This is a genomic window from Pedobacter sp. HDW13 (genome assembly GCF_011303555.1).
Classification (GTDB): Bacteria; Bacteroidota; Bacteroidia; order Sphingobacteriales; family Sphingobacteriaceae; genus Pedobacter.
The window spans coordinates 5,075,930-5,101,682 of sequence record NZ_CP049868.1 but is presented as its reverse complement, the minus strand read 5'-3'; the positions used below and the strand labels follow the sequence as shown (position 1 = coordinate 5,101,682).

Genomic DNA, 25,753 nt, shown 5'->3' with positions numbered 1-25,753 from the left:
TCAAAAAGGCTGCTCCAAAACCGGAGCAGCCTGTACTTATAAGGATTTGACTTGAATGTTATCTTAAATGGAAAAGGTTAAACCTAGTTCCACCCTCCACCCAGGGCGTGATAAATATCTACCACTGCATTTAACTGTTGCTTTTTGGTTTCAATCAATTCCAGTTTCGATTGTAAGGCATCGCGCTGGGTCATTAAAACCTCAAAATAATCGGCTCTTGCTGCTTTAAATAAATCATTAGAAATATCAATGGATTGTGTTAAGGCTGTTACCTGTTTCGATTTCAAATCGTAGCTTTTTTGCAGGTTACTGATTTTCGACATTTGATTGGCTACCTCAATGTATCCGTTTAAAATGGTTTTTTCGTAATCGTAAACGGCTTGCAACTGTTTGGCATTTGCAGTTAAATACTCGGCTTTTATGGCGTTACGGTTAATTAACGGTCCTGCTAAATCTCCTGCTAAAGAGTAAATCAACGATTCGGGAGTTCTTAACAGATATGATGGATTGAAAGCCTGGTAACCAATACTTGCCGAGATGCCCAGCGATGGGTAAAACTGTGCCTTGGCAACTTTAACATCCAGTTTGGCAGCTGCCAATTCGTATTCTGCCTGTTTAATATCCGGGCGGTTAGCCAATAACTGCGCTGGCAAGCCAGTTTGAACAGTTGGCGGCACTAAATCCGTAAAATTAGATTTATCCCTGATAATGGTTTGCGGAAAACGGCCCAACAAGAAATTGATCTTATTTTCAGTTTCGGTAATGTTCTGCTGAATATCAAATTCAAGGCTCTTAGAGCTTAACACCTCAGCCTCGAACTTGCGTACAGCCAGCTCGGTAACCCGTGTAGCCTGTTTCTGTATTTTCATCAGCTCCAGTGCGTTGCTTTGCAGCTCAATGTTCTTTTTCACTATCTCCAGCTGGTTATCGGCAGCCAGCAATTCGTAATAAGAATTAGCCACTTCGGCAATTAAATTGGTGATTACGAAATTCTTACCTTCAACTGTAGACAAATAATGACTAATGGCAGCTTTTTTCGAATTACGCAGTTTATGCCAGATATCGGCTTCCCAGTTGGCTTGTAAACCAAATTTATAATCGGGTAATATTTCTGGCACTTCTTTACCGGGTGTAATTTCGGTAGAGGCATCGCCTGCTCCCGAACTGGTGTAACGACCCACTTTATCAAAACCGGCGCCCACACCATAGCTTACACTTGGTAAAAGTTCTCCTTTTTTGGCTTTGATTTCGTTTTTGGCAATCTCAATATCCTGAAGGGTAATGTTTAGCTCCTGGTTATTTTTAAGGGCTGTATCAATCAGGTTTATCAGATTTGGGTCGGTAAAAAACTTACGCCACTGTATACTTGCAGTGCTTACCGTATCCTGCCCGCCATTGTTAAAGGCGGCAGGTACGTTTTTATTTTCGGCACGTTGGGCTACTTCTGGTAACTTACAGGCGGTATATGCAGCGCATATCAACACCAATCCAACGCTTTTATATATATTTTTCCTAAACATTGTTTTCTATTTCTTCTGTTAACGGATGTTCTTCTTCAATTTTAATCAGCTTGTGTCTAGCTGCAATTGTTCCGAATACGTAGTATAAGCCCGGTATTACGATTACCCCAAATATGGTTCCGAAAAGCATACCTCCTGCTGCAGCCGAACCAATGGTACGGTTACCGATTTTACCCGGTCCGCTGGCGATCATTAAAGGAATTAAACCTGCAATAAAAGCGAAAGAGGTCATTAAAATCGGACGGAAACGCACTGTAGCACCTTCCATGGCAGCCTTAAATACGGATGCACCCTGGGCATGCCGCTGCGTAGCGAACTCCACAATCAGTACCGCATTTTTACCCAGCAAACCGATGAGCATAACCATTGCCACCTGAGCATAAATGTTGTTTTCTAGTCCCAATAACTTAAGGAATACAAAGGCTCCGAAAATACCTGCAGGTAATGAAAGGATTACCGAAAGTGGTAAAATGAAACTTTCGTATTGTGCCGCAAGCACCAGATAAACGAAACCCAAACAAATCAGGAAGATGTATATAGCTTCATTACCTCTCGATACCTCATCTTTAGAAATACCAGCCCAATCGATACCAAATCCCCTTGGCAATGTTTTCTTGGCTACTTCGGTAATGGCTTTAATGGCTTCACCCGAGCTATAGCCCGGAGCCGACTGACCACTAATCTCCGAAGCGTTGTACATGTTGTGTCGGGTAATCTCCGAAAGACCATAAACCCTTTGCATCTTGATAAAGGCAGAAAAAGGTACCATTTCATCGCGATCGTTCTTTACCGATAGTTTAAGGATATCTTCCGGAAGGGCCCTGTATTGTGGCAAGGCCTGCACAATTACTTTATACTGCCTGTCGTATTTAATAAAACTGGTTTCATAATTACTACCCACAAAAGTAGAAAGCGTATTCATAGCATTATCAATGCTCACGCCTTTTTGTTGGGCAATATCATTATCTACGTTGAGCATATACTGCGGGAAACTGGCACTGTAGAAAGTAAATACCGACGACAGTTCTTTGCGTTTATTGAGCTCTTTTACGAAATCGTTAGCAACAGTTTCCATTTTTTTATAGTCGCCGCTACCTGCTTTATCCAGTAAACGAAGTTCGAAACCGCCTGCTGCACCATAACCCGGCACCGCTGGTGGCTGGAAAAACTCGATAGTTGCTCCCGGGATAGATTTAGATTTTTCTTCCAGTTCTTCGATAATCTCTACAGCAGAATGTTTACGTTCGTTCCAGTCTTTCAGGTTAATTAAACAGGTACCTGAGTTAGAACCTGTACCTTCAGTAAGAATCTCATATCCGGCTAACGATGAAACAGATTTAACACCGTCAATCTCCTCGCACATTTTCTGTAGTTTTTCTGCAATCTGATCGGTACGTTCTAAAGTAGATCCCGGAGGTGTTTGGATAATGGCGTAAACCATACCCTGATCCTCATTCGGAATAAAGCCTGATGGTACTGTACCACTTAAGCCCCAAACACCCAAACAGAAGGCAATTAAAACACCAAACGTTAATATTCTGCGGCTTACCACTTTGCTAAGCACAAGCTCATATTTGCCCGAAAGCTTAGCGAAACCATTGTTAAAGCCATCTAAAAAGCGATCGATCATGGTTCTCTTACCTTTTTTACCATGGTTGTTTTTTAGCATGATGGCACACAATGCGGGGGTAAGTGTTAAAGCCACAATACCCGAAAGGATAATGGCCGTTGCCATGGTAATAGAGAACTGACGGTAAAAAATACCTACCGGACCCGACATAAATGCTACCGGAATAAATACCGATGCCATTAAAAAGGTGATGGCAATAATTGCCCCACCAATTTCTTTCATGGCCTGTTGCGTAGCTTTTAGTACTGAAAGCCTTCTGTTGTGCTCCATCTTGGCATGCACCGCCTCAATTACCACAATGGCATCATCTACTACTACCCCAATGGCCAGTACCAAAGCAAACAAAGTGATTAAGTTGAGCGTAATACCAAAGAACTGCATGAAAACGAAAGTACCAATCAACGATACCGGAACCGCAATAGCCGGAATCAGTGTTGAACGCCAGTCGCCCAAGAACAGGAATACCACTAAGCCTACCAAAATAAAAGCTTCTACCAGCGTATGGATTACCTTTTCAATTGAGGCATCGAGGAATTTAGACACATCATAACTGATCTCATAATCCAGTCCTTTCGGAAATGAACTGGCTTTAATTTCAGCCATTTTGGCTTTTACATCTTTAATTACCTGAGTGGCATTACTACCATACGATTGCTTTAAAACGATTGCGGCAGATGCCTTTCCGTTTAAGGTAGAGTACAAATTATAAGCCGCTGCACTAAAATCAACATCGGCTACATCTTTTAAACGAAGTAACTCGCCGTTGGCACTTGCCCTTAGTACAATATTCTCATAACCTTCTTTGGTATTAAAACGGCCCGAATATTTTAACACATATTCGAACGCTTGGGAGCGTTTACCCGAGCTCTCACCTGTTTTACCCGGCGAGGCTTCTAAACTTTGCTCATCAAGCGCTTTCATTACCTCATCAACCGAGATTTTATATGCCTGCATGCGATCTGGTTTTAACCAGATGCGCATTGCATAATCCCTGTCGCCCAAAATATCGGCAAAACCTACCCCATCTACCCTTTTCAACTCTGAAAGCAGGTTGATATCGGCATAGTTATACAGGAAATTCTGGTTCATTTTAGGATCTTTACTGTACAGGTTGATGTACATTAACATGTTAGACTCCTCACGGGTAATTTTTACCCCTTCGCGAACCACCAAAGGAGGAAGTTTATTGGTTACGGCTGCTACCCTGTTTTGCACGTTAAGCGAAGCCTGATTGGGATCGGTACCCAGGTTAAATACAACCTGAATAGAGGCCTCGCCATCATTACCGGCATCGGATGCAATATATTTCATTCCGGGTACGCCGTTAAGCGCACGCTCTAAGGGAATAACCACCGATTTAATTAAGAGCTCGTTGTTAGCCCCCGGATACTCGGCCGTAATATTTACTTTAGGCGGCGAAATAGAAGGGAATTGCGTAACAGGCAGGTAGCTAATGGCCAACACACCCAAAAACACAATAACAAGCGATATTACGATAGAAAGGACGGGCCTTTGTATGAATTTACTAAACATAAAATAAGTATGGAGGATTTAGATTATTCTGTTTTCAGTCTCAATTGTTTCATCACATCCTGAGGCTGCTGGAATTTAAAAGCGATCTTATCATCATCTTTAACCTTCTGCACACCTTCCAGTAAGATCTTATCGCCTACCGTAATGCCATCGCCTACAATGTATAAATCGGGCAAATCGCCTGCTATGGTAATGGCTTTTGAGTGTACTTTATTGTTTTTATCGATCACAAAAACGTAGGTTTTATCCTGAATATCGTAGGTAGCTTTTTGTGGAATGACCAAAGCATTTTTTAAAGGTACCACCATTTGTATTTTACCGGTTTCGCCGTTTCTAAGCAGATTATCGGCATTGTTGAACCTGGCCCTGAAGGCAATGTTTCCGGTTTCGTTATCAAATTCACTTTCGATCAGTTCTACCTTACCTTTGGCTTTTAGCAGTTCGTTATTGGCCAATAACAGGCTAACCTCTTGCTGGCCCTTTACTTTGGCAGCACTCTGGTAATTAAGATATTCAGGCTCCGATACATTGAAATAGGCAAACACCTGGCTGTTATCAGAAAGGCTGGTTAACAAAGCGCCCTCATCAACCAAACTACCTAATTTTAAAGGAATGCGATCGATGGTACCATCAAAAGGTGCACGGATTTCGGTGTTGGATAAATGAAATTTTGCCAGTGAGGTTTCGGCATTGGCAGATTGCAGTTTAGCTTTGGCCATGGCCAGTTCATTTTTGGAAACAATATTTTTATCAGACAGCAATTTGGTGTTTTCCAGCTCAATTTGTGCCGATTTTGTTTCTGCCTGTGCTTTTGCCAGCTCTGACTGTGCTGCTTTAGGCATAATCTTAAACAAAAGCTGACCAGCTTTAACATGCTGGCCTTCATCCACATAAATATTCTGAAGATAACCCTTTTCCTGAGCTCTTACTTCAATATTCCGCACAGATTTAATTTGCGAAACGTATTCTTTGGTAAACGATGTATCCATTCTTATCGGACTGGTTACCGCATAAGTGGCTACTTCTTCTTTTTCTTCTTTTTTGGATGTACACGCTGTTAGGTAAAGCAAAGCACTCAAAGCGAGGCACATTACATTTCTCTTCATCTTTGTTTTTTTGACTAGTTATCTGATTTATTTTTTTTCATTAGTTTTCCTTTGCCAACCGGTTCATCATTAATATGCTGCTAAACAGCACAATGGTGGATCAATAATTCAGGGTTACGCAATGATTTAATTCGATAGCGAAATAAATACAGATTTATGAAGTTTAAATGAAGTTGAAATTCAGATTTGGACTTACCAGAATTGTCTTTTATACTAAAAAGGAAAGATTAGGGCTATATATTGGAAATTTGATCATGATTTTAGCTAAAACACGATCAAAATAAATGGATTAGTGTTCTATTTACCAGAAAACGAACGGCAAACAGGTTATTTTTTAGTTTTTAAGTTCATTTTAATCTGAGTATAAAATATTTTAATTAACTGTAAATTGACAAAAGATTAACTCAATTTTAATTTTAGAACAGCTTTTCTAAGGATATTTTTTTTGACACAGTTTATTGAACTGCCCCACCTTAAATGATCAGAACCGCACCGTAATTTATCATATGGGCACCTTAAATGATCAGAACTGCACTTTACTTTATCAGAACTGCACTTTGTTTTATCAGAACTGCACCTCAAACGATCAAAACCAACTGCTGAACGTCAATAGTACTGTCATCTGGTGTTTCTTATGAAAAATCATTTCAAATCTTAACTAAAAACCCAAAAAAGCTGAACACTTTTTTGGGGCTTTATTATAAAGTTACCTAAGCTGTAAAAGGAATTATTTTAGGACATAGGGGTACAAATTTCGATTAAAAAGCCATCCAAATCGCGCACATAGGCAATGGTTTGGCCCCATGGCTTTTGCCTTGCTTCTTCTAAAAGCGTACCACCTGATAGTATTACCTGCTTTATTACAGAATCAACATCTGGTGTGGCAAAGCCCAGTTCAATGCCGAATGGTTTTTCACTTAAACGGCTTTCTAAAAAACCGTTCTTCAGGTTGGCATTTCCGAGTGTTTTTGTAATAAAAGAGAGTGTGGTATCGCCTGTTAACAATTCGCCATAATCAGCTTCTGGTGTAATAAATTTTCTTTGGAAACCGAATGCTTCTTCGTAAAACCGGATAGATTTTTCTACATCGGCAACATATAAAATGGTGTAGCTATATTTTATCATGGCAAATAGATTTGAGTATAGGGATTGGCAATTATTCAGCCTGGCTCAATATGCGTTCAATTTCCCTCAGCATCTGATCGGCCAGTTTTTGCTTGGCCCCGATTTTAGATAGGTAAGCATCGGCAAAAAGTGCATCGAGTTCTTCCATAATAAAGCTATACCTGGCTTTAAGTTCCATCAAATCTATCTGTAACGACATCGAAAGCTCCTGCATGTTTCAAAACTATGAAATGCTGCTTGTAATCGCAAGCTATGTGGAAATTTGGAAAGAAATGTTTTAACCTTCGTAGCAATTTACATAAAAAAAGTGCCTCCGAAAAACCGGAGACACTAACTAATCAACCTTATCCCATTAAGGTTTTTTCGTTTCTGGCATTCCGGTTACGAACTAACCGGATGCCCCTGCCCTTACTGCCAACCCGGATTTTGCTTAATATCCGGATTAAGCACCATCTGATCTGTCGGAATTGGTGAGAGATAATCGCGCAGCAAGTTGAATTTATATCCTGTAGCCAGGTTAGTTTTAAATAGCTCGATATAACCATTTTCATCAACGGGATAGCTGGTGAGGTACTTTGAATCCACCACTCCAATCCATTGGGCCAGTTTTGCTCCTTTTGGTTTCCAGCCTACTATCAGTTCATCGGCAGCAGCCCATCTGAATATATCATCTTTGCGGTAGCCCTCACAAGCCAGCTCTACCCTTCTTTCCCGGCGTACTTCGTTAATTACAGGGCTCAAAGCAGGGAATTCCCATTTTGGATCGGCTGTAATGGAAGCCAGTTGCATATTTGGCATTCCAATCCTTGCCCTTAGTTTATTCACACTTATATCCAAATCGTTTTGGGTAATGGTAGCCAGCTCGGCCTTTGCTTCAGCATAAATAAGCAATGCCTCGGCAAATCGGAAAATAATATAACCTGATGTTCCGCGATCTTGTTGCTGGTTGTAATCGGGGTCATGACCTTTATAAACCTGATAACCCGTAGCTGGTTTCTGTTCGTTTGCTGCCGAAAAAGTTGGCGCATCAAAAATATTTGGCACTGCACCGTTAGGTCTGTTATTGGTTACAATATGATTGCCATCGTTAATGTATATGGTTTGTACCATCCGTGGGTCGCGGTTTTTAATCACATTTAACAAGCTTGCATCGCCCTGGTATAAAGCATTTCCGGTAATGGGCTTACCATCAGTACAGAGGTAATAATCAACCAGGTTTTTGGTTATTCCCCTTCCTGCGCCGGTATTGGTGTACCTGTGCCAGTAATGTCCGCCATTAATATTCAGATCAAACTGTCGCCATAACATTACCTCAGAATTTGAGCTGTAGTTGATCTGATTAAATATTCTCCAGTATCCATCTGTACCAGGTGTAGCTACTAAAGCATAGCCACCTGGATTGGCAATAAGATCGGCTGAAACTGTTGCCGCCTTTTGCAAGAATTTAGTCCCATCGGCACCATTAACACCAAAAGGTGTACCGGTATGGTATTTCTCCCAGGTACCTTCAAAAAGTGCAATTCGTGCCTGAAACAACTGGGCAATCTGTTTATTTACCCTCGAAGCCTGTGCTGATGTTTTTGAGGGCAGGTATTGTACTGCACGATCCAGGTCGTTCATGATAGAATCGACAATAACCGACCTTGATAATCTCGGTGTTTTAAGCTCACCAGAAGTAATATCCAGTGGACGATTTACCCACGGTAAATCGCCAAACTGGCGCAGTTTGCTAAAATAGAACCAGGCCCTAAAAAACAGGGCTTCGCCCACATACGTTTTTTGATTTTCCCAGCTGGCATTTACCTTATTGTAGTTTACCATGAAATAGTTGATGTTTCTGAGCGTATTCCAATCACCATAAGCCCATCCGCCACCCGAACTCGGTATGGTACGTACCCCATTCATATTGCTATTTACCGACATGGTAATCATGTTGTCGCTACCATCATCAGCATCCAGGCCGTATGGCCCAATTGTACCAAAGGCTCCTATTGTTGAAGGGAATGCGGTGTAAAAATTATTGACATATAGCTGTAAGTCGTTCTGTGTTTTCCAGAACTCGGCCTCGCTGATACTTGTTTCGGGTGTTCTGTCTAGGAAATCCTTTTTACAGGCACCAAGAAACATGGTTAAGGTGAGGATAATGATATATAATCTGTTTTGCATGATTGTATCCTTTAATATTTTTATTGGTTTAAAAAGTAACATTCAATCCTGCAGAATAAGTTCTCTGCATCGGGTACACCTTTCCTGATGACAGGAAAAGTTCAGGATCAAGCGCTTTGGTAAATTTGGTAATGGTGGCCAGGTTTTCTACACTCAGATAAAATCTCACACGCCCCAGTTTCAGTTTTTCGACTAAGCTTTTGTTCAGCGAATAACCTAACTGCACATTCTTTAACCTTAAATAGGCGCCATTTTGCAGGTATCTGGTTTGGGTTTGCTGATTTTTACTGTTTTCACCACTCATGTAATATTTCGGGTAATAACCATCAGGTGTTTGTGGCGTCCATCTGTCTAAATGGGTGGTAAACAACGAGCTCTGCCACTCATCGCCTACAATTCCCCAGAAATAGTTACCGCCTATCGCTACATCACGTTTTCCTACGCCCTGTACAAAAATCATGGCATCGAAACCATTCCAGCTGGCATCGGCTGTAACACCGTAACTGTACCTTGGCGTTAAATTACCAATTACCTTGCGGTCGCCGGGGTTAGATACAGTAGAAGCTCCCGGACTAATTATACCATCACCATTAAGGTCTGCATAGCGAACATCGCCAGGTGTTAACGGACCGTTATAGATCAGATTTTGTGATGGGGCACCGGCAATTTCGGCTGCGCTTTGAAATAGGCCTACGGTTTCATAACCCCATATCTCACCCATATCCAATCCTTCGTACCAGGTATTTAATAGTCCGGTTGGGTTTGGATATTTGGTTACTTTGGCGGTATAATCGCTCAATACTCCTTTCAAACCGTAACTAACCGAACCAATTTTATCTCTCCATGCCAATGAAAGTTCCCATCCCTTAGTTTTAATTGCAGAGTTGTTTACACTAGGTGGGGTTGTACCCAAAATGGCTGGTAATGCCGCCGAAGGGCCGGCAAAATCAGTCGCTTTTCTGATATACCAATCGAATGAAGCGCTTAACCTGTTATTGAAAAATGTTGCATCGGCTCCAAAATCTAATGTAGAGCTGGTAATCCAGGTTAACTGATCATTAACCAGAGCTGGTAATGTTACTGAAGCCTGTTGTGTACCACCAAACAACCAACTGGTAGATGTTGGTCTTGAGGTACCTAAGCTTGGATAAAAAGGATAATAGCTGTTTCCTAAAAATACCTGATCGCCAAGCTGCCCATAAGATCCCCTGAATTTAAAGGTGTTTACATATTTTTTTACTGGCTCGAAGAACGACTCTTTGTCAATATTCCAGCCTGCAGAAACACCTGGATAAAGTTTCCAGCGAACATCTTCTAAAAAGCGCGAAGTTCCATCGTATCGGGCATTAAGCTCTAAGAGGTACTTTTCTTTGTAATTGTAATTAATCCTCCCGAAAGCTCCCTGCGAACTCAGTTTACGAATCAAATCAGAGATAGATGGTGTTGTGCCGTATGCTGTAGAAAGCGATGGAATATTATCTGAATAGAGATTACTATTGCTGGCTGAATAGGACTGAAAACCTACATAATCGCTTACATAACCACCTAGTATGCTAAAATAATGATCCTGAAACTGCTTCTCATATTTAGAGAATACATTTACTACCTCATGCTGGTTGCGTTCGTTGTAACGGCTAAATGAATTTGGCGTAGTACCACCTACCGTGCTCTGAGACCCATCTGGGAGAAAAGAGAATAGTGTTTTCAGGTGTGAGGTTTCATCGTAATACTGGGCATCAAAGGTATAGTTAGCGGTAGCTGTCCACCCTTTGGCCAGCTTAAAATTAAGTTCGCCACTTAGCAAGCCCTGGTCGGTAGTCTGGTTGTTGCGTCCTCCTTCTTCATGCAGTAAGATATTGCTTGAATCGGAATACCGTCCGTCAGGGTTAAATACGGCAACGGTAGGAAATTTACGGGCAATCTGGTGCATGTAGGCCTGGTCGCCACCACCGGTTTGGCCAGGATATAAGTTTGGAGAATTAAACAGCTGACGGGAGAAACTACTTCGTAAATTGAAGGTAAGCCAGCTGGTTACATCAGCGCTCAGGTTAGCCCTCAGGTTATAACGTTTATAGCTATCGTTACCATAATTATACATTCCGTTCCTGTCATTATATCCAGCCCCAACAAAGTAGTTTGATGAATTAGAGCCACCATTTACACTCATATTGTGCTGCTGGCTAAAAGCATGATCCTTATAATAAATCTTGAACCAATCGTTATTGGCATTTGAGGCATTCCATGAAAAATATTCGTTGGTATTTGGCGCCGGATTTTTAATGGTTTCGGTAGTAAGTATGCCGGCCTGGTAATCTTTAATGCGTTGGATGGTTGGTGCATCAAAAAAAGCTGCCCGTTGTGCATTTGCAAAAGCTTCATTGTAAATGGTTGCAAACTCAAGTGAATTGACCATTTTTGGCAGGTTAATTACTTCTGAAACAGAAAGGTTGTTGTTATAGGAAATGGTTGGCGCAGCGGCTTTGTTGCCTTTTTTAGTACTGATCAGTATAACACCATATGGTGCACTCGATCCATAAATGGCTGCTGAAGCTGCATCTTTTAGCACACTAATATTCTCTATATCATCAGGGTTAATACTATTGATATCTACCCCCTGAATACCATCTACTACAATAAGCGGTCCACCAGAAGTTCCAAGTCCGGTATAACCACGGATATTTAAGCTTTGGGTAGAATTGGGTGCCCCACCAGCCGTAGTCGCACCAATATTCAGGTTAGCTACCTGCCCCTGAAGTGCCTGACTGATCCTGGTAATTGGCCTGTTTTGCAAATCTTTGCCACTTACCTGTGCAACTGCGCCTGTAAGCCTTGTTTTCGATTGACTGCCATAGGCTACTACCACCACATCGTTGAGTTCGGCAGATTTGGCGGTTAAGCGGATTATCATATCTGACGTGGTTACGCTTACCTCTTTCTCCTGATAACCAATATAACTAACCAAAAGTACATCTCCGCGGTCAACCCCAACCATGGCAAATCTACCATCCTGGCCAGACATGGTTTGTTTAGTTCCATTTTTAAGCTTGATACTCGCGCCAGGTAGCGGAACACCATTTTCATCAACTACCTGCCCTTTCAAATCAATAAAGGCATTTGCTGATTCTGTAGTACGTGTTACCGGTGGCAATTTTGTGCGGATTACAACGATACCGTTTTCGATAGCATAAGACAGTGGCTGCCCTTCAAGGCACTTTTCAAGTACGGTTTCCAAAGTCGCATTTTTAAAAAAGAGATCAGTTAACAGTAAATTCTTGGCCTTTTTTGCCGACCACACAATACTATATCCTGTTTGCTTATTGATTTCGTTGAGCACCTGTTTAAGAGAGGCACTTTTCTTTTGGTAATTGATATTCTGTGCAAATCCGGTTGCACCAACCTGCATAATCGTTACGACGAGCAACACCGCTGCTAATTTCATAGCTAAACTTAATTTAAAGGCGTAGCCCGGGGGCATACAAAAATTTTTAGTATAATTTTTATACATTTGATTGTTCTGTTAATTCGACAAAGTGCCAGCGGTCGCATGCTTAGATCACTTTGCGAAATGTTTAAGAAATAAATTGATTCGATTGTTTTTTTGGCATTAGAACTTTTTCGGGAGCAGTGAGATGCTCCCGGATTTCTAATAGATCCAGGGTTAAGTTTGATTTTTTTCCATCTTAATTTGGTTAGTTTGTTTAAAATTTAAAATTGGTTTATTTAGGTTGCCCTCATGGTTAACGGGCATTGTTTTCCTTTGTATAATTCAGCACTGTAATTTTCCTGCCGTTAAGTGTAAAATAAATCTCATGGGTCATTTCGAGCATTTTAAGTATGCCCGAAAGATTTCCTGAACGACTGGTTACCACCCCAAATTCCAGTTCCTTTAAAGCTGGGTCAGCAAATTCTATATCTACATCATACCATCTCGATACCTTTTTCATAATCACATCCAAACGCTCTTCTTCAAACCTGAAATAGCCATTTTTCCAGGCAATTACCGATTCAATATCGGCTGGTTGTACTTTAATCTGATTATCTTTAATTACCGATTGTTCATTTGGACGGAGGAGCACATGGTTTACATCTACACTCCCCTCAATTAAGGTTGTTACCATTTCAGCTTCATCGCTATAGGCGTTTATGTTAAAATGAGTACCATAAACAGTTACGGTTTGCTGATTGGAAACTACACGGAACGGACGGCTTTTATCTTTAGCCACTTCAAAATAGCCTTCTCCGGCAAGCTCTACTTTGCGTTCAAAGAGTTTTTTAAAACTTGTCGGAAATTTTAATGAGGAGGCCGAATTGAGCCATATTTTTGTTCCATCGGGCAGGTTAACCTGATATTGTCCTCCTTTTGGTGTACTGATGGTATTATAAGCAATTTCGTTACTGTTATTTTCGGTATCTACAACCTGGTATTGAAGCTGTCCGTCTCTGTTTTTAGTAATAATGGCTCCATCATGCTGGCTATGTTCGCCAACTGCTAAATCTGAAAGTGAAAGCACCTCGCCATTAGCCAGTGTAAGTACTGCTTTATTTTTTCCGGCAGGTATATCGTGCTTCTTCAGTACTGCAATCGCAGCTTCATCTTTTGTGAAGGAGCGAATCATTAAATAGAATCCGGAAATAAATAAGACACCAATTAAAGCGGCGGCAACCAAACGCGGCCATAGCTGCACTTTTTTAGATACGCCTATTCTCTTATTAATTTCGGCCAGCATCCGGTTACGATGTTCGGCCTCATTTACGACAAATTCTTCGGGTATTGTTATTTCTCGATTAACTTCCTGATTATACCAGGACGAAAACCTTACTTCTTCTTCATTAGTAATGGTTCCCTTTATCCATTTGGAAGCAAGTTCTTTATAATAATCTTCATTGTATTCGAGATCGTTCATCTTCAATAGGTTTATACTTACATGTACCCTATAGGAGATAAATCCCTTAGTCGATTATTAAAATATTTGTTTTTTTTACAACAAGGTTGTTAAGAAATGATTGAGGCCTGCTTTTAGTGTTTTAAGCGCTTTTCCAAGATGTGCCTCTACAGTTTTTTCTGCAATATTGAGTGTTGTGGCAATTTCTTTTTGGGGCATTCCGCGTTCGCGACTCATTTTATATACGAGCTGGCATTTATCAGGTAAAACAGCCACCAATTCGGCAAGTTTGTCTTTCAGTTCCAAAAAACTTAACCAGTCTTCAGTTGAGGCATCAGTAAGTATCCGGCTATCCAGGCTATCCCTGTATTTTTGTTCATGTCTTTTTTTATCCAACAATTTGATTACGCGATATTTGATACAAACAGCCAGATAAGCATTTAATGAGCCTTTAATTCTGAGCTCGGTTTTTCTCTGCCAAAGCGAAACAAAGATGCTCTGTACAATTTCTTCTGCTTCGTCTAAATCATTGATCTTACGTGCAGCAATTTCAAACATCTTTTTCCAGTAACGGTTGTAAATTTCTGTAAATGCAGCATGATTTCCTTCCCTTAAGAAAGATAACAATTGTTCGTCGTTAAATTTTCTATAATCGCGCATGGCAACAATCTTATTAAGGGGACGATTAACCGTATGAATCCAATTGAGGCATCCGGATGTAATGACTTTATTACAATAATAAATAATTTTAACAATCAACTTCAAACAATAATTTCACGCAAACGTTTGTTTTTAAAAAATAATTTCGCAATTAGGGCAAAACACCATATTTTCCACCAGAATCAAAGCAAAAAAGACCACAACTGCATGCAACACCACGAATTTGAAGCTCCTGAAACTTTGCGCGATACCATCAGGTGTTTTTGGTACAACAAAAGGGAATCGGTAGCAGCTGAAACTTTTGAGGTTTTGCCTGATGGCTATGCCGAAATTATCTTTCATTTTGGAAATTCCTGCAGTACTTTTCAGGATGGAGTTTTACAGCCACTTCCATCGCCCTTTATGATGGGGCTACTCAACCAGCCCATTACTTTTCATGCCCAAAATTGTTTGGAGATTATTGCCATCAGGTGCTATCCCTGGACCGTGTTTGATTTGCTCGGGCTACCTTCAGCTAAACAACATCTGCATGTACTCGAGCATCCGATAGCACATTTGCATCCGATATTGGATACCCATATCCGCAACAGCAGAATAGAAGAAGCGATTAATGAGGTAGAACAATACTTTATTAAAGCAAAATCGCAAATTGCGGCAAACAGTTTATTATTTAAAGCGGGTATTGCCATGCGCGAGGCAAAAGGTACTTTGCCTGTAAGCCAGGTTGCTGCCGCTGCCCACACCACTGTACGGACGCTGGAGCGGAAATTTAAACAATCATCGGGCTATACCGTTAAGGATGTATTGGGCCTGATGCGTTTTGAACAGGTTCGCAATCATTTATGGATTCATCCGGATGCAAACCTTTCAGGTCTCGCTTATCAACTGGGTTATACCGATCAATCTCACCTAAGCCGTGAATTTAAACATTACAGTGGTACTACGCCAGCAGCATTTGCACGAAAAGCCAAGCATGGAAAAACGGTAATTAAGGGCGATTTTGTCGCATTTGTACAAGCCTGATCGACCGCAGTTACAGAACTTTGTGTTCAAATGATACAAATATGAACACGACAATTCAAAACGAAATACCCTCACCCATACCTCTTATTTACGATGTAATTATTGCCGGCGGAGGACCGGTAGGCCTTTTCCTTGCCTGCGAACTTGCCCTGGCACAATGTACTGTACTGATATTAGAAAAAGTCGAAACTCCGGAAACGCCGCTAAAACGCCTACCCTTTGGCATGCGCGGGCTTTCGGCACCAAGTATTGAAGCACTTTACCGCCGCGGATTATTATCAGGACTGGAAATCCATAAACGTTATAAAAACCCACATGCGGGACAAGAAAACCGTCAGGCGGGGCATTTTGCCGGGATTCCTTTTTATGCTGACCACATTGATACCGCGCAATGGAAATACCGTTTGCCAAGTGCCACTGATCCCATTATGCTTTCTGAAATGGAAGAAATTGAAACGGTACTAACCCATCGCGCACTTGCGTTAGGCGTAACCATCAGGCGCGGTCAAACCCTTTGCGGCTTTCAGCAAACTGATGAAGGCGTAACCGTATTGGCAAATGCTCAATCTTTTATGGCTAAATGGCTGGTTGGTTGTGATGGGAGTCGTAGTCAGGTACGAAAGGCTGGTGGCTTTGAGTTTGCCGGCACCGAGCCAGATTTTACCGGCTACAGTGCACAGGTTGATATTTTAGATCCCGAAAAGCTTAAACCGGGCCGAAATGTAACTGCAAGGGGCATGTACCTGCAATCGCAGCCAGGTTACCTCATTATACAAGATTTTGACCAAGGTGCATTTCATCAGTCAGGTGCGCCAATAACCGCTCAACACCTGCAAGAGGTGCTGCGCCACATTTCTGATACCGATGTAACCATTAGTACCCTGCACATTGCTACTACCTGGACCGACCGTGCCCGCCAAGCCACCAATTACCGCAATAGCAGGGTGTTTTTAGCCGGCGATGCGGCCCATATCCACGCACCTTTGGGTGGCCAGGGTTTAAACCTGGGCTTGGGCGATGCCATGAACCTGGGCTGGAAACTAGCTGCTACCATTAAAGAATCAGCTCCTGAAGGTTTATTAGACAGTTATTACGCAGAAAGATACCCGATTGGCATAAAGGTTTTGGAATGGTCGCGCGCACAGGTGGCCATTATGAAACCAGAACCGCAATCGCAGGCCTTGAACGCCATTATGCGCGACCTGATGAATACCCATGACGGCGCGACTTACATGGCTTCGCGCATTTGGGGTGTTAACCTGCAATACGAGCTTGAAGGCAATCACCCGCTGGTGGGTTGCAGTGTACCCAATTTCGAATTTACAGACGGGACGAGGTTTGGCGAACTGATGTACGATGGCAAGGGTATTTTACTCGATTTTGGTCAGCAGACTTCATTGCAGGCTTTAGCCAAAACCTATGGCAACCAAATGAAATACATTTCGGGCCAGGCAAAAGTACAATTGGGTTTAAGCGCTGTACTAATCCGCCCAGATGGTTTTGTTGCCTGGGCTACAGATAGCGAACCTGATGAAAAGTCAATCAGGCAGGCAGCAGCAAAATGGTTTCTCTGATCTACCCAGATTTAACTTCAGGTTTAAAACAGGTTTATCCCCCTATCATTACGCTAAACGCACCGATCACGATTCTTCCTCCATGCGCGGTTGGATCGCCTATTCTGGCTGCTGGCATTCCGCCAATCATTACAGTGGCAGATCCTTTAACAATGCTATCGGGTGGCCCTACGCAAACCAGCATATCGCCTACCCTGGCGGCGGGTAACTTCCCTATTAATACGGTAGGCTCGCCCGGCCCAACAATAGGCCCGCCAACATGTGGTATAGGTACTACGCCCGGGGTCGTCATCGGACATTCGTGAAAATCGGTTAATCTTGCTGCTGGTGGCATGTTTCAGTTCTTTTTTATTTAGTTAATCATAATCATTGCGCTGTTAAGCGTCAACTCCATTCCACTTTTAATTTGGGCAGTCATCGATCCCATTGCAGAAAACTCCATATCGGCATGTTGTTTAATGTTGAGGCCGCTAATGTTCACATCTCCCCCGTTGGCCTGAACAGCTGCTCCTTGTTCACCTGCTATTTTTATCCCCAGACCAGCTTCAATGCTGATGTTTTTAGGGCTTTTGATGCTAATCCCGCTTGCCGACATGGTAATGCTGTTACTGTTTTCATCGCGAATGGAAACTTCTTTGTCTTTATCGTTAAAAATGATCGTATTCTGTGCCGGAGTAGCAATGGTTAAGACTTTATTTTCATCGTCAAATCTGATACTGATATTTGATTTGGTAACAAATGCCTTAATTGCATTTGTTTCGTTCGGGTTAAGGCCATTACTAGGGGTTTGTCTTGAATTGCTGTACATGCTGCCTAAAATTACCGGGCTGCGTGAATCTTCATTTAAGAAACCCAGTACCACTTCGTCTCCTACTTCGGGCATAAAAAATGTACCTGCACCACTGGTAGCATAAAAGCTGGCCAACCTTGCCCATATACCCTGTCCGTTCTGATTAAACATCGGCACATCAACCAAAATGCGGTATTGCATTTCAGGATCATTGTAAATTTGCTTTACGGTGCCATTAAACAAGCCGCGCCCTGCACTTAAAACACCTGAATCAGTGCGATCAGATTTTTCGATCAACCATTCGGGAGAAAGCCCTACAGAAACTTCTGTAATCCAGTTCCCTTCCATAATGTTGTGGGTTACGCCCGAAATAATGTAATCGCCATTAAACCTGTCGCCGAGACCAGTTATGGTAATAAATTTACCAGGATCGACCAGTGAAGTGCCTTGAAATTTAGCTTCTCCCCTGATTTTAGCATAGTCAGCCTGTAACATCTTTGCTTTTGCCCAATTGTTAAGCGATTCATTTTCCATCCGGGCTGTGGTTTGCAATTCATATTCGTTTAAACCAATTACCTGTGCCAATGCAGCCGGTGAAATATTACCCGGGCCGGTATAATGACCTGCCGCTGTTGCACTGTTAACGCTTTGTGTGGTGTAATCCCAGCTGCTGGTTTTTACGCTTTCTAACTGCGTAAGGGCATCCATATTTGCATTAAACTGGAGTAACCCCGTGCCATAACTAACCGTCATCACCGGATTGGAATCAAATCCGGGAGCTTTAACCGATACGATACCATTTATTGCAGTAACAATTAATCCGTTCATTCCGGCAAGTGATACCATAAAATCCCAATCCGTTAAACTATATTGTACCTGGCTTGGCCAAACCTTAGCGGTTTTGCTTACATCAGCAGTTAATGTCCCATATTTGACAATGAGAGAAGTTATAATATCGCTGTCTTTCAGCTCTGAGAATGTAGCATTCTTTTGGCCAACCGTCATTTTTATGGCTTCATCCCTGCATTCAACCTCCATTGCCGAACCAATAAGTTCATCAATACGGATAGATTGACCGGTAATAATTCCTGTAAAAATTACAGCATTAGTACCGTCGTAACCAGCTTCAATGCTAATCAGATTGCCTGGTACAAAAAGAGATGATGAACTGACTTCGAATGTTCCCTTGTCGGGCTCACCATCTAAGATGGTAATTTTTGCTAACGAAATGCGGTTTACCTTTTTCTCTATCTGGATAGATTTTATAGCTATGCTGTCGGGAATAGGGCTGCCTGCAACCTTAATGCTGTAGGTAACTAAATCACCTGAGATACTTACGGGTGTTGTCATTTATTGAGAGATTGATCGTTTTAATGAAATGATTAAACCAAATATCAACAAAAGAAACAGAAAGGAATGAACACTACCGAAGGTATTTTCACCCTTTTTTAAGGGGAATAAATAGTAGCTGAAAAATGAGCTACGCCTTTACAAACAAAGAAGTTTACAAAACACCATTAAGTTTTACCAAGTTAAATCTTTTATCGGCCTTAATAAAATCTTCCATAATTGCTGCGTGGCCTGCCCCTATAATAATTACTATATTATTATCACCAGCCGAAACCTGATTCTGGATATTGGAATACATAATGAGATTGCGTTTATACCATGCTGCTACCAAATCCGATCCGAAAAAATCGTCAGGCTGATTTACCCTGTTTAGAAAAGAAATGTAAAGTCCTTTGTTCAACTGATATTGTTCCTGCGAGTTGAGACCAAGCAATACATCTTCAAGCCTAGGCTTGCTCAGGCAAGCATTCATAAATACTTCCAGCTCTGTAATCTGTTCCTGATAATCGGCGTAGGTAAAAGAGCGGTTTGCCTGCAGCTTTGATTTTATCAAATCAAACCGGATGGGAACATCATCATAATCCATGGCATAAATACTATCGTTTCTGGCTTTTTTTGCTAGCCTAAATCCCAGCTGAAAAGTTTCATTTTCGCTGTAAAACCTTCTGTTAAATGCATTTAAGGTATCGGCGTTATAAAATGGTTTTGCATTTTTATAAAGAGAGTACATAGCATTAAGCTTATTGTTTTTTGATGCATCGTATTCTACAAAAACCTTATCTGGACGATATTTCCTGATCAGTTTACCTGTAATCCGATCCAGTCCCTGTTGATTTTCATCGCTCAAAATATTGCGGTCTTTCATTTTCCCTTCATCAAACCCCGGGTTGTTAAAATGGTAGATACCGATAAGCACCACGTTGGTTTTATGTTGTGAAAAGCCGGTTGATGAAAAGAAAAAGTACACCAAAAGGTTAATCAGGGATATATTTTTTAGAGCAGGCATTTAAAGGAGCTGGTTTTGTAATTAAAAATCTGGCGATTTCTTTAGCTGAAGATAATACGAGATACAACAGATTCTATATCAGATTTTTTTAACCTGCTTGTGCGTACCATTCTACAATAAAGTGTAAGTAGAAGCCAGAAAGTGCGAAAATAAGACAAATAAACAATAACTCACAACATAGAGATATTATTTATGTGCTTATGTCGTCTTATTAGCTGTGTATTAAATAACAAAAAGGAACAATCATAGCCAATCCCCACGTAAGTACAACGCAATGGTTCAAGCAGTAAGATGAACTATTAATGAATAAAGTTCAAAATACCAGTTAATTATTGTTTTTATGTAACAAACTTGTTATATTCACAAATTCGGAATCAGAATTGATTTCCAAATAAAAAATTAATTTAGAATACACCAATGCAACCAGATATGAGAAAAGGCATTATTACACACATCGATTTACTATCGGGAAAAGGTTTTATCGAAGACGAAAATCAACAGGATATTTCCTTTTACCTTATCGATGCTCAGAGCAACCTACGGACCGGAATTTTGATAGAATTTGAAATCGCACTTGACGATAACGGCTTGTTTGCCACAAATGTTCAGTCGCTGGTGTTGCAAGAACCTCTTTTGGCCGGATAATACTTTACTATTACATTTATTCTTTGAATCACCTTTTATTTACCAGGCTTTGTTTGCTGCTGTAGTTTTTGAATATCAGCTTTAATTAACGCGTAATCATACATCCTTAATGAAGCCATAAATCCGCTATAATTCTCCCCTTCATCTGATGCGCCTACTATAAATTCCGCCTGCTTAATTGCTGAACTTAAGGTCATACTTTGTTCGTTATCCAACACACCATCAACATAAATCTTCTCTACCATACCATCGAAGGTGAGTACTAAATGGTGCCATTCGTTAGCTTTGGGCAGCTTATTAAAACGCATATCAAAATGATAATCGAGATGCCCCGCAGCACCATAGCCTGCGCTGTTGTAGTACATGGCATTATAGGAGTTTGCCAGGCGCATGGCATTTCTGTTGCACCACGACATTAAACATTCGCCGTCTTTGTTTACCTCGGGGTTTTTCACCCAGGTAGCTACCGTATACGAACCGTTCCAGGCTAATTGTTGCGGAACCGGTTGATTGGAGGTTAAATACCCATTACCAAATTTCAGGGCTTTTACCCCCAGTTCATCTTGTTGAACAGGAACCTCCCCTATGCTTTTAAAAAAACCACCTAAAGTACCCCCGTTTTGCAGAGTGGTAACTGATTTGGTTACAGAAGCTTTGGCCACATCCAGATTGAGGAGCATTTCTTTTTTACTACTTACTGCAGGGCCGTTTACAGAGTTTTTATTTTTTATGGAAAGCGGAATTTCGAAAAGCGAATCGTAAATTTTTAAATTCCAAACTGCGGCATATAAACCCTGCTTTTCGGTGCCTGTTACGGTTAATTTAATGTACCGTGCCTTTACATCATTATCATCAATCATGGGGCTCCCAGGAGTACGATTGGCAGATTGATCTGAAAATACTTTCCAGTTTTTACCATCGCTGGAGTACTGCAAAATGTATTGATAATAAAATGTAGGGAATTCGAATTGCGTAAATATGCGTTTTACTTGTTTTTCTGCTCCGAGATCTATGGTTAAATCCTGCGGGAACCGGTTACTTGCCGCTTTCCAGAGCGTGGCATTGTTATTATCGGTTGCCAGGGTTGGCTGGTAAGTATAATTAACATTTTGCCCCAGCAAGTGATAAGCTGATGATGCCGTAGCTGGTTTATTTAGCGCAAGGTTAACAGGTATTTTTTGTTTTGCAGGATTGATATAACCTGTGTTTTTGGGATCAACAGCTTTGATGGTAGAATCATTTTCAAAAATCATTTTATCGATACATACCTGCCTCGAAAGTCCGCCACGGGTCATCGGGTAATCGTGTTTATGGTAAACAATATAGTAATCATCGCCCTCCTGCAGTACCGAATGGTGCCCTGGACCATGCACTGTTTTATCTGGATTGGTACTCAGAATTGGATTATTGGCACCAGGCGTAAATGGTCCGTATGGTGTATTTGCATAAGCATAACGCACATTATAGGTTTCATCGTGACAAGAAGCACCGGAATACATCAGGATATATTTATTTCCCTTTTTCATCATGTATGCGGCTTCGAAAGACGCCGGCGTTTGTACCAAAGGAATGTTATTCGATTGCTGCATATCCTTCATGGTTTGAGGATTAAGCTCACCTACTGCATAACCACCATTATAATGTACCCAGGTGCCCCAATAGCCATAAATTTTACCGTCGGTATCGGTAAAAAACTGTGCATCCAATGACGGGAAACCTTGCCTCGGATAGTTGTGGGCAATAACGGGTTTATCGTTTTCATTCAGTTTTTTCCAGGGGCCAACCGGTGTATCAGATACGTAACCATAAATGTTGCAGCCCATTTCGCAGTTACCGAAATAGAGATAATAGCGACCGTCTTTCTCGATAATATCGGGTGCCCAAAAATTAACAAGGGGTATTGTGGTAAATGATGGCACATCCATGGTGTAATTGTACCAGTTCTCAAAATCTTTACTGTACCACACTGTAGGTGCTCCAGAGGCCAGCATAACATTATCTGTAGTGGAATAGATATAATAGATATCGCCAAATTTCTTTATCGTTGGATCGGCAAAATAACCAGGCAATAAAGGATTTAATTTGGCACTAGCAGCATGAGGGATTATTTCCTGAGCATGTGTTTTTTCAAGGCCTTTTAGCAGGCAGGCTGCCAGGGCCAATAATAGGAAGAGCCTTAAAAACAACAGGTATTTTTTCTTCATTTTACACCTTGTTAAACAATAAAAATTTGCATGGAGCAACCATTATTTTATATCTCTATAAGTTAAAAATAGCGTATAGCAGCCCTGCGATTTGATTATTCTCAAAGATAGATTTGAAATGCCTGCATAGCGTTGATGGATATTAACCTGATGTACCTTGATTTTAACAGAACTGAAAAGAAGAAAGATGATCTTCGGGCTACACCAGGCAGTCGATCAAATTAGCCGAGGTAAGAACACTGATTTGATCGACTTTAATGACGAACTAGCTAGCATTGGTAATCGTAAGCTGTTCGAATGCAATTTCGAGCGATTCAACTGCTATTTCATTGCCTTCTGATTTGAGGTCGGTACTGGTAATTTTTGTTGGCCATGCATTATTCAGTTGCCATTGCATGGTAGTTTTACCTGCCTCATCAAGCAGCTTAATCAATACCGTTCTTCTTTTAATTATATTCATGCTGATTGCCGAATGCCAATCCCAGAAAGAATTATCGTTAACGAAAATCCCTTTTTTCAAAGTTACATTACCATTTTTTACCAGTCCCGGCATTTTTTCGGTTGAAAATAACGGGCTATTGCTTTTACGGTACTCGATAATTTGATTTTCGGCCTCCAGTCCCGATACTTCCTGAAAGGCTATGCCTTTTAATGTGCTACCCAAATCTACCTCAAACCTGAATTTTGGCAGCGGCCATGCTTCGCCACCGGCTTTTCCATCATTTGCCATAATTGTATATTTTTCTTTTATAAATTAAATTAACCCTTTTGCATTTGCTGCCGAAAAGTAAGCACTATAAATTCTGCTGGCCGCACTACTGCTACTTTTATAACAACATTCATATATCCGTTCAAAATATCATCGACTGTCATGGTAGTTCCCAATCCGCAGTCTACCGAAAACGCATCGGTAGCACTCGCCCCCTGCAGCGCTCCATCTTTCCATAATGAGGTTAAAAAGCTGCCAAGCATTGCTTTCACCGCTTCCCAGGTATTTTTATCGTTTGACGAGAAAACATAGGCCTGTAAGGCCAGTTTACACGACTGTTCGATCATGGTTAAGGTTCTTCTAACGGGGATGTACCGCCAATCCATACTGTTGCCATCTAAGGTACGCGCACCCCAAACCAAAATGCCTATGCCGTTTAAAAATCGAATGGCATTGATCGATTTACCAGAAACAGCATCTACGTTAAGCGGGCCTTGTTGGCTTTCTGATAAACGGATTGGTAAAGACACTGCTCCTACAATTGAAGTATTGGCCGGAGCCTGCCACACCCCAACCTGATTATCGGTAGTGGTTATTACCCCAGCCATGGCTCCGCTGGTAGGGAGCGTATTGGCCTGAGCCAGCAGATGCGTAAGGATTTGCACATAATCCTTACTGGCGTTGCTTAAGGCGTTATGATATTGCGCTATCGTTAAAGGTGTTCCACCAGGATTTTCGATGTTTTGCAGGATTGTTGCCACAGTCGGGTTAGGGTTTTGGGGCGAATTGAGTAATGGTGCGAGTTGTTTAACATGGCCACCAAAAAGATTGGTATAGTTAACATCTGAATTACCCATTATCGTAGTACCAATAAAAGGATAATAAGCTACACCATAGTTTAAGCCTTGCTGCCCTGTATTTCCCCTGAATGTTTCAATATCGCTTGTATAGGCTACAGGGTCGGGATTGCGTCCTCCAATTATATCAAAAATACTAATGGCGGTTTGCATAATTTCGCATTGTGCCAGCATGCTTTGCATTAATTGGGCATTTTCAGGTACCGATAACAAAGTAGCTTCGGGACATATATACATGGTAGGCTCCTGCTCATGAAGTAAAAGTGCAAGACCGCTTTCCAAATCGGCCAACGATACATTTGGATTTACAATCTGCTGGCCAACATCAATGGGCTTCCCGGATTCCTTGCCATAAGTGCCTACCGAGACGATGTAAGCATCGCCACCCCCGTTCTGATAAAATAGCCTGATACTATTGTACAGATAATAAATGGTATTGGGATCGGGCAAAATGGCATAACAGGTATTGTTAATTAATACGTAATCCTGGTTTGCCGGTATACTATTTTGCTTTACCGGATAATATTGCGGGTGATATTGTACCGCCGGGCTGGCTGGAGGAGCCGGATCAGGGTAACCATAAATCGCCATAAAATCGGCAAAACTGCTAATTTTAGTCGCTACATTAGTGTACGATTTACCCTCGTAGAAGGCTTGCGGCGTATAACCTATAAATGCCGGAACTGCCGTAGCTACCTGAACTACACTGTTTGGAAAGGCATTTAGCTCATTGATGTAAACACCCGGAGTTTTAATATTAGATTCGATCATGATAATTTAGCTATGCTGGTTTTACAAAGGTTGATTAAGCACGAATATCAACAAAAAGAAACAGAAAGCCTGCAGCAACAAAGAGCGTATTTTCACCCTTTTTTACCTCCGGCTTAACCATATACAGGCTCCCATACCTACAATAAAGCCTTAGCCTGATACATTTGTTAATATCCTGTAGCCATTAGCTAAAAAAGAAGT

At 41.4% G+C, this 25,753-nt stretch carries 18 protein-coding genes; 3 read left to right on the top strand and 15 right to left on the bottom strand.

Translation table 11 applies throughout. The features are described 5' to 3' along the window. Positions 1–83: 83 nt before the first annotated feature. The 9 genes from G7074_RS21215 to G7074_RS21175 all read right to left on the bottom strand — a co-directional run bounded on the left by G7074_RS21215 (position 84) and on the right by G7074_RS21175 (position 14,623). The gene (locus G7074_RS21215) at positions 84–1,520 is read right to left on the bottom strand and encodes a TolC family protein (protein ID WP_124559163.1); all 1,437 of its coding nucleotides are present in this window, start codon (positions 1,518–1,520) and stop codon (positions 84–86) included. Beyond that, a complete protein-coding gene (locus G7074_RS21210) occupies positions 1,513–4,683 on the bottom strand; it encodes an efflux RND transporter permease subunit (protein ID WP_124559164.1) in 3,171 nt (1,056 codons plus the stop codon). Before G7074_RS21210 ends, G7074_RS21215 begins: the two co-directional genes overlap by 8 nt. A 23-nt stretch (positions 4,684–4,706) precedes the next feature. Next, entirely contained in the window at positions 4,707–5,789 is a 1,083-nt protein-coding gene (locus G7074_RS21205) for an efflux RND transporter periplasmic adaptor subunit (RefSeq protein ID WP_124559165.1), read from the bottom strand. A 732-nt stretch (positions 5,790–6,521) separates the two neighbouring features. Continuing rightward, on the bottom strand, positions 6,522–6,914 hold the full coding sequence (locus G7074_RS21200) for a VOC family protein (protein WP_124559166.1): 393 nt from the start codon (positions 6,912–6,914) through the stop codon (positions 6,522–6,524). 31 nt (positions 6,915–6,945) lie between these two features. Next, positions 6,946–7,128 carry a hypothetical protein gene (locus G7074_RS21195; protein ID WP_124559167.1) on the bottom strand — a complete coding sequence of 61 codons (183 nt, stop codon included), beginning with the start codon at positions 7,126–7,128 and terminating at the stop codon, positions 6,946–6,948. A gap of 194 nt (positions 7,129–7,322) precedes the next feature. Continuing rightward, on the bottom strand, positions 7,323–9,080 hold the full coding sequence (locus G7074_RS21190; RefSeq protein ID WP_166211188.1) for a RagB/SusD family nutrient uptake outer membrane protein: 1,758 nt from the start codon (positions 9,078–9,080) through the stop codon (positions 7,323–7,325). Between the two features lie 28 nt (positions 9,081–9,108). Beyond that, positions 9,109–12,519 (bottom strand): TonB-dependent receptor, encoded by a 3,411-nt coding sequence (locus G7074_RS21185; RefSeq protein WP_166211185.1) that lies wholly within the window; start codon positions 12,517–12,519, stop codon positions 9,109–9,111. A 298-nt stretch (positions 12,520–12,817) separates the two neighbouring features. After that, on the bottom strand, positions 12,818–13,984 hold the full coding sequence (locus tag G7074_RS21180; protein ID WP_124559170.1) for a FecR family protein: 1,167 nt from the start codon (positions 13,982–13,984) through the stop codon (positions 12,818–12,820). A gap of 75 nt (positions 13,985–14,059) precedes the next feature. After that, a complete protein-coding gene (locus G7074_RS21175) occupies positions 14,060–14,623 on the bottom strand; it encodes an RNA polymerase sigma-70 factor (protein WP_124559171.1) in 564 nt (187 codons plus the stop codon). A gap of 207 nt (positions 14,624–14,830) precedes the next feature. On the opposite strand from G7074_RS21175, the gene G7074_RS21170 reads away from it, so the two are divergent. Both G7074_RS21170 and G7074_RS21165 read left to right on the top strand, forming a co-directional pair. Next, positions 14,831–15,646, top strand: a complete 816-nt coding sequence (locus G7074_RS21170; RefSeq protein ID WP_166211182.1) for a helix-turn-helix domain-containing protein — start codon at positions 14,831–14,833, stop codon at positions 15,644–15,646. Between the two features lie 41 nt (positions 15,647–15,687). Further along, on the top strand, positions 15,688–17,220 hold the full coding sequence (locus G7074_RS21165) for an FAD-dependent monooxygenase (RefSeq protein ID WP_124559173.1): 1,533 nt from the start codon (positions 15,688–15,690) through the stop codon (positions 17,218–17,220). Positions 17,221–17,254: 34 nt separating this feature from the next. Here the strand turns inward: G7074_RS21165 and G7074_RS21160 are convergent, their stop codons facing one another. From G7074_RS21160 to G7074_RS21150, 3 genes are all read right to left on the bottom strand, one after another. Continuing rightward, a complete protein-coding gene (locus G7074_RS21160; RefSeq protein ID WP_124559174.1) occupies positions 17,255–17,554 on the bottom strand; it encodes a PAAR domain-containing protein in 300 nt (99 codons plus the stop codon). Positions 17,555–17,572: 18 nt separating this feature from the next. Next, complete coding sequence (gene vgrG, locus G7074_RS21155; protein WP_124559175.1) at positions 17,573–19,360, bottom strand: type VI secretion system tip protein VgrG; 1,788 nt, start codon at positions 19,358–19,360, stop codon at positions 17,573–17,575. A gap of 154 nt (positions 19,361–19,514) precedes the next feature. Continuing rightward, positions 19,515–20,366, bottom strand: coding sequence for a DUF5694 domain-containing protein (locus G7074_RS21150; protein WP_124559176.1), 852 nt, complete (start codon positions 20,364–20,366; stop codon positions 19,515–19,517). Between the two features lie 429 nt (positions 20,367–20,795). Between G7074_RS21150 and G7074_RS21145 the strand changes: the two genes are divergently transcribed. After that, positions 20,796–21,011 (top strand): cold-shock protein, encoded by a 216-nt coding sequence (locus G7074_RS21145; RefSeq protein WP_158674008.1) that lies wholly within the window; start codon positions 20,796–20,798, stop codon positions 21,009–21,011. A 35-nt stretch (positions 21,012–21,046) separates the two neighbouring features. On the opposite strand, the gene G7074_RS21140 is transcribed toward G7074_RS21145, so the two are convergent. The 3 genes from G7074_RS21140 to G7074_RS21130 all read right to left on the bottom strand — a co-directional run bounded on the left by G7074_RS21140 (position 21,047) and on the right by G7074_RS21130 (position 25,552). After that, positions 21,047–23,215, bottom strand: a complete 2,169-nt coding sequence (locus G7074_RS21140; protein WP_166211179.1) for a family 43 glycosylhydrolase — start codon at positions 23,213–23,215, stop codon at positions 21,047–21,049. A gap of 265 nt (positions 23,216–23,480) precedes the next feature. Beyond that, positions 23,481–23,945 carry a phage tail protein gene (locus G7074_RS21135; RefSeq protein WP_124559179.1) on the bottom strand — a complete coding sequence of 155 codons (465 nt, stop codon included), beginning with the start codon at positions 23,943–23,945 and terminating at the stop codon, positions 23,481–23,483. A gap of 29 nt (positions 23,946–23,974) precedes the next feature. Continuing rightward, a complete protein-coding gene (locus G7074_RS21130) occupies positions 23,975–25,552 on the bottom strand; it encodes a phage tail sheath family protein (RefSeq protein WP_166211176.1) in 1,578 nt (525 codons plus the stop codon). Between the last annotated feature and the right edge of the window lie 201 nt (positions 25,553–25,753).

Bases quoted from the DNA above. Each gene is read 5' to 3' on its own strand.
- G7074_RS21160 (WP_124559174.1), bottom strand. From the start codon at position 17,554: ATGCCACCAGCAGCAAGATTAACCGATTTTCACGAATGTCCGATGACG.
- G7074_RS21175 (WP_124559171.1), bottom strand. From the start codon at position 14,623: ATGCGCGATTATAGAAAATTTAACGACGAACAATTGTTATCTTTCTTA.
- vgrG (WP_124559175.1), bottom strand. From the start codon at position 19,360: ATGACAACACCCGTAAGTATCTCAGGTGATTTAGTTACCTACAGCATT.
- G7074_RS21200 (WP_124559166.1), bottom strand. From the start codon at position 6,914: ATGATAAAATATAGCTACACCATTTTATATGTTGCCGATGTAGAAAAA.
- G7074_RS21180 (WP_124559170.1), bottom strand. From the start codon at position 13,984: ATGAACGATCTCGAATACAATGAAGATTATTATAAAGAACTTGCTTCC.
- G7074_RS21190 (WP_166211188.1), bottom strand. From the start codon at position 9,080: ATGCAAAACAGATTATATATCATTATCCTCACCTTAACCATGTTTCTT.
- G7074_RS21205 (WP_124559165.1), bottom strand. From the start codon at position 5,789: ATGAAGAGAAATGTAATGTGCCTCGCTTTGAGTGCTTTGCTTTACCTA.
- G7074_RS21145 (WP_158674008.1), top strand. From the start codon at position 20,796: ATGAGAAAAGGCATTATTACACACATCGATTTACTATCGGGAAAAGGT.
- G7074_RS21130 (WP_166211176.1), bottom strand. From the start codon at position 25,552: ATGATCGAATCTAATATTAAAACTCCGGGTGTTTACATCAATGAGCTA.
- G7074_RS21185 (WP_166211185.1), bottom strand. From the start codon at position 12,519: ATGAAATTAGCAGCGGTGTTGCTCGTCGTAACGATTATGCAGGTTGGT.
- G7074_RS21170 (WP_166211182.1), top strand. From the start codon at position 14,831: ATGCAACACCACGAATTTGAAGCTCCTGAAACTTTGCGCGATACCATC.
- G7074_RS21135 (WP_124559179.1), bottom strand. From the start codon at position 23,945: ATGGCAAATGATGGAAAAGCCGGTGGCGAAGCATGGCCGCTGCCAAAA.
- G7074_RS21140 (WP_166211179.1), bottom strand. From the start codon at position 23,215: ATGAAGAAAAAATACCTGTTGTTTTTAAGGCTCTTCCTATTATTGGCC.
- G7074_RS21215 (WP_124559163.1), bottom strand. From the start codon at position 1,520: ATGTTTAGGAAAAATATATATAAAAGCGTTGGATTGGTGTTGATATGC.
- G7074_RS21165 (WP_124559173.1), top strand. From the start codon at position 15,688: ATGAACACGACAATTCAAAACGAAATACCCTCACCCATACCTCTTATT.
- G7074_RS21150 (WP_124559176.1), bottom strand. From the start codon at position 20,366: ATGCCTGCTCTAAAAAATATATCCCTGATTAACCTTTTGGTGTACTTT.
- G7074_RS21195 (WP_124559167.1), bottom strand. From the start codon at position 7,128: ATGCAGGAGCTTTCGATGTCGTTACAGATAGATTTGATGGAACTTAAA.
- G7074_RS21210 (WP_124559164.1), bottom strand. From the start codon at position 4,683: ATGTTTAGTAAATTCATACAAAGGCCCGTCCTTTCTATCGTAATATCG.